Annotated in this window: 1 pseudogene; it reads right to left on the bottom strand. The window is 54.5% G+C overall.

The annotated features are described in order from the left end of the window. Window positions 1-257: pseudogene (locus A7A78_RS15235) on the bottom strand (hypothetical protein); the annotation flags it as partial.

A 257-nucleotide genomic window follows, 5' to 3' on the forward strand; every position in this document is an offset into this window, starting at 1 on the left:
TCCATCACCCGTTGCCCCAATAGGTTGTAGATCGACACATTCTCGATGTTGTCCACACTTCTCAGGTTAAGCACCCCGGTGGTCGGGTTCGGGTAATAGCTGAAGCCAGCTATCGTATTGTCAACGGTGCCAAGGTTCGTCCCGTCTATCACAATGTCGGTAACGGCACCATTGTTCAGCACGAACACATAGTATGCCTGGCCGGCAAGGGTGAAGATGGAGGCCGAGGTGCCCGGAAGGCACTGGTTCGTGTTCTG

This window comes from Aequorivita soesokkakensis, assembly GCF_001641085.1.
GTDB classification, from domain to species: Bacteria; Bacteroidota; Bacteroidia; order Flavobacteriales; family Flavobacteriaceae; genus Aequorivita; species Aequorivita soesokkakensis.